Origin of the sequence: Ureibacillus manganicus DSM 26584 (assembly GCF_000772945.1) — a bacterium.
In the GTDB taxonomy this organism is placed as follows: Bacteria; Bacillota; Bacilli; order Bacillales_A; family Planococcaceae; genus Ureibacillus; species Ureibacillus manganicus.
The window spans coordinates 1-4318 of the sequence record NZ_JPVN01000054.1 but is presented as its reverse complement, the minus strand read 5'-3'; the positions used below and the strand labels follow the sequence as shown (position 1 = coordinate 4318).

Genomic DNA, 4318 nt, shown 5'->3' with positions numbered 1-4318 from the left:
TACGGTTTGATGAGGGGGTGGCCATGAAAATGGTCACCCTACTCTATTGTTTGGGTAAATGAAATGACAGAAAGATCGAGAAAACAGTTCTCGAGAAGCGGTCTCAAGGACAAAAAAGTGAAAAAATCGAGAAAACAGTTCTCGAGAAGCGGTCTCGAGGACAAAAAAGTGAAAAAATTGATAAAACAGTCCTCGAGAAGCGATCTCGAGGACAAAAGAGTGAAAAAATTGATAAAACTGTCCTCGAGAAGCGATCTCGAGGACAAAAAAGAGAAAAAATTGATAAAACAGTCCTCGAGAAGCGGTCTCGAGGACAAAAAAGTGAAAAAATCGATAAAACAGTCCTCGAGAAGCGGTCTCAAGGACAAAAGAGTGAAAAAATTGATAAAACTGTCCTCGAGAAGCGATCTCGAGGACAAAAAAGAGAAAAAATTGATAAAACTGTCCTCGAGAAGCGATCTCGAGGACAAAAGAGTGAAAAAATTGATAAAACTGTCATCGAGAAGTGGTCTCAAGGACAAAAAAGTGAAAAAATCGAGAAAACTGTCCTCGAATTATAAATTAAAATAAAAATTTTTATACTTTTAAAACGTACTCACTTCGAGCTTCGTCTAATAGTTAAAGGCAGGGAGGAGGATTGGGAATGAATGGAGTAATGGATGAGCGTGATATTCAACAAATAATGCACGAACATACTGATTATTTACTTAGGTTAGCGTTCTTATATGTAAAAGAATGGCCTACTGCTGAAGATATTGTGCAGGATGTGTTCATCACGTATTACCAGAAATCCGATCAATTTGAACAGCGCTCATCACTTAAAACCTATTTGTCTAAAATGACTGTAAATAAATGTAAAGACTATTTGAAGAGCTGGCGTTACCGTATGCAAATTTTAACGAATAGCTTTTCAAGTAAACCGAAGAACCATCGAAATAGATTAGTAGAGCAAGATGAAAAGTTAGAATTAGCAGAGGCGATCTTGCGATTACCTTTAAAATATAGAGAAGTTATTATTTATTATTATTTTGAAGAATTGCCCGTAATAGAAGTAGCCCAACATCTAAACTTATCCGATAACACAGTAAAAACTCGACTTCGCAAAGCTCGTACTCTATTAAAAGAAGAATTGAAAAACAATCAATGGGAGGTGCTTCTCCATGAATGAAATAAAAAAACAGTTACTAGCTAAAATGGGCGATACATCCGATCAAAAAAATAGAGTCATAAGGAGAGTGAATGAGAAAGTGCGATCCAAACCTCAAAAACAAAAGAAAATCGCTTTGGGTTATTATGTTACGTTTGCATCTTTCATTGCAATCTTTGTCGTTGGTTTACTATTCATTCCTAAACTAATGAATGAACAAACTGCACAAAATGAGGATAACACACCAATAATTGAGCCTGAAGTGGAGAATCCAGTAAAGGAACCGGTAGAGGATCAAGGTTACTATAACGATTTAAAGCAATTCTTCCCTCCAGATGGAACAATTGCAACCTTTAAAGGTGGAGATTTTTATACAAATGGTTTAGATATAGAGACAAATTGGTTAAGTGATCGGTATGTGCAAGAAATCATCTATGCGAAAGACTGTGAATCATGTAGTACCCCAGCAAAATCATATGTCTACCGAATTACTGATGAAGAAATTCAGCGGATCTATGACGGTCATCAGCTGGAGTGGACAACACAAGAGCTCGATCAACTTCCATCATTAGGTGTGGAACTAAAAGGACCTATCGAAGTAGGGACTGAAATTGGTGCTCAAAAAATTGTTTCAATTGATGCTGAACTAACAACTGATTATGGTACTTTTACAAATGTAGTCGTTGTGGAAGGTGGAGTTGATCCAACGACACCGGAGATGCATTCAATTGAGTACTATGTACCAAACTATGGAATAGTTAAACGTGACACAGAAGGATTTTGGCATTCTGAACTCGTATCCATTTCATTTGACAATGAAGTGGCAGACAATGAAAGTAACTATAATAATTTATTGAAATCGTATTTCTTCCCTTCTGAAAACTCGGACGCTTTTTATATCGGTGGATTTGAAAATGGTGGGGAAAAAGTTCAAACAAAATGGCTCAATGATGAATTTGTTCAAGAAATTACGAGTAACGGTGGTGCAACCATCGAGCGGATTTATCACATAACAAATAACCAAATTGAGCTAATCTATCAAGAAATGATTGACGGATCAAGTCCATCATCTATGACAACGGAACAATTAAATCAATTACCAACTATTGAAATCGTAATGACTGCTCCATTTAAAGTGGGCGATACTATTGGCGAATTTACTGTAATAGATACAAAAGGTGAAGTTGGCACAATGTATAATTCATTTTCAGATGTTCTCATATTAGAAAATAAAGATGAAGAGTCTATTACGAGAAAATATTATGCAAAAGGTTATGGTAAAGTAAAATTAGAATTCGAATTTTACAATCAAGACACGCGAGAATTTGAACTATCCCATCTTACTGAACTATCTTCATTCGGACCTATTATGAAAGAGTTAGAAGGTAATATCGTTTTCCGAGTATTTGAGGCAGATCAAATGGATTTCCATTCTGTTGATGAAACTGAAGAATCCCCTCTAAAGACAAAACGCGCAATACTACATGGTAGAGGTGTGGATTTTGAAGGTATCAATCAACTTACAATTGAGGATCTCGAAAATGGTAAATATACAATCTATAAATATAGAAATGAGGCCATCCAATTTACACCTAAAGAAGTTGAATGGATCGATGAAAATCGTCTATATGTCATCGTAGGATATGGATACGGAACTGTTACTAAGGGTGGGCAACTGTACGAACTTAATTTAGTAAATAATTCGATAAAACAAGTTTTTGGAAATTTAAGCGATAAAGAGGAGATAATGACAATCAGTAGCAATGGTGATGGATCCTTCACTTACAAAAAGCATATTTATGTAGATGATAATTATGATGTTGGTCGTGAGGAAGAAGGCAACATATCGCCAAAGTAACAATTATTTTTATACTACTTGGTTCTTTAGTTAGAACCAAGTTTTTTTATCTTCATTTAATAGTAATAGAATCGATTAATTGTCAGAAAATAAGAATATTTAATTTGCCAAATTATTGTGTTCCACTTTATTTATAATGTGCTATACTAATTTGGAGAAAAGTAAAACATAATGATAACCGATTACAGGAGGCTTTTTATTTATGACAGTTTCTATTGCTATTAATGGGTTTGGACGTATTGGACGTATGGTTTTCCGTCAAGCGATTCTGCAAGACGATTTAAATATTGTGGCAGTAAATGCAAGTTACCCAGCTGAAACATTAGCCCATTTAGTTAAGTATGACACAAACCATGGGAAATTTGAAGGAACGATTGAAGCAAAAGAAAACGCTTTAATTGTTAATGGAAAACATGTTGCACTTATTAGTGAACGTGATCCATTAAAATTACCTTGGAAGGAAATGGGCGTAGATATCGTTATTGAAGCTACGGGTAAATTTAACGAGCGCTCTAAAGCTGCTATGCATTTAGAAGCTGGTGCAAAAAAAGTAATTTTAACTGCTCCAGGTAAAAATGAAGATGTAACAATCGTTATGGGTGTAAATGATGATTTGTTAGATATTAGTAAGCATGATGTAATTTCAAATGCATCTTGTACAACAAACTGTTTAGCTCCTGTAGCAAAAGTCTTAAACGATACTTTCGGAATTGAAAATGGTTTAATGACAACTGTTCATGCTTATACTAATGACCAAAAAAATATCGATAATCCACATAAAGATTTACGCCGTGCTCGTGCATGTGCTGAGTCGATCATTCCTACATCTACTGGTGCTGCAAAAGCATTAGCTTTAGTACTACCTGAGTTACAAGGGAAAATTCACGGTTTAGCTTTACGTGTACCAACTCCAAACGTTTCATTAGTTGACCTTGTAGTAGATGTACAAAAAGACGTTACAGTAGAAGAAGTAAACGAAGCATTCATCAAAGCTGCTGAAGGTCCAATGAAGGGAATTTTAAACTTCACTACAGAGCCTTTAGTATCAACTGATTACAATACTACAACTTACTCATCTACAATTGATGGCCCACTAACAATGGTTATGGGTACTAGAAAAGTAAAAGTATTAGCTTGGTACGACAATGAGTGGGGTTACTCTGCACGTGTTGTTGACTTAATGAAAAAAGTAGTTAGTGAACTAAAAACTGCAGTTACAAATTAATAACTTTTACTTTAAGCCGGTTCGATTTCAATTGAGCCGGTTTTTATGTGCGACGGGCAGTTGCACCATGTGCAATAACAGCACAGGA

Annotated in this window: 4 protein-coding genes; all 4 read left to right on the top strand. The window is 35.4% G+C overall.

Going from position 1 to position 4318, the window contains the following annotated elements; translation table 11 throughout:
* Window positions 1-63: 63 nt before the first annotated feature.
* The 4 genes from CD29_RS19105 (at window position 64) to CD29_RS19090 (ending at window position 4230) form a co-directional block, all read left to right on the top strand.
* Window positions 64-570, top strand: coding sequence for a hypothetical protein (locus CD29_RS19105; protein ID WP_036190634.1), 507 nt, complete (start codon window positions 64-66; stop codon window positions 568-570).
* 73 nt (window positions 571-643) lie between these two features.
* Window positions 644-1168: a sigma-70 family RNA polymerase sigma factor gene (locus tag CD29_RS19100; protein WP_235801877.1), complete on the top strand. Its 525-nt coding sequence runs from the start codon at window positions 644-646 to the stop codon at window positions 1166-1168.
* Entirely contained in the window at window positions 1161-3005 is a 1845-nt protein-coding gene (locus CD29_RS19095; RefSeq protein WP_036190631.1) for a DUF4652 domain-containing protein, read from the top strand. The genes CD29_RS19100 and CD29_RS19095 overlap by 8 nt, the downstream gene beginning before the upstream one ends.
* Window positions 3006-3207: 202 nt before the next feature.
* Window positions 3208-4230, top strand: a complete 1023-nt coding sequence (locus CD29_RS19090) for a glyceraldehyde-3-phosphate dehydrogenase (RefSeq protein WP_036190628.1) — start codon at window positions 3208-3210, stop codon at window positions 4228-4230.
* The last annotated feature ends 88 nt before the right edge of the window (window positions 4231-4318 follow it).

Excerpts from the sequence above, each read along its gene's own strand:
- CD29_RS19105 (WP_036190634.1), top strand. The coding sequence starts at position 64 with ATGACAGAAAGATCGAGAAAACAGTTCTCGAGAAGCGGTCTCAAGGAC.
- CD29_RS19100 (WP_235801877.1), top strand. The coding sequence starts at position 644 with ATGAATGGAGTAATGGATGAGCGTGATATTCAACAAATAATGCACGAA.
- CD29_RS19095 (WP_036190631.1), top strand. The coding sequence starts at position 1,161 with ATGAATGAAATAAAAAAACAGTTACTAGCTAAAATGGGCGATACATCC.
- CD29_RS19090 (WP_036190628.1), top strand. The coding sequence starts at position 3,208 with ATGACAGTTTCTATTGCTATTAATGGGTTTGGACGTATTGGACGTATG.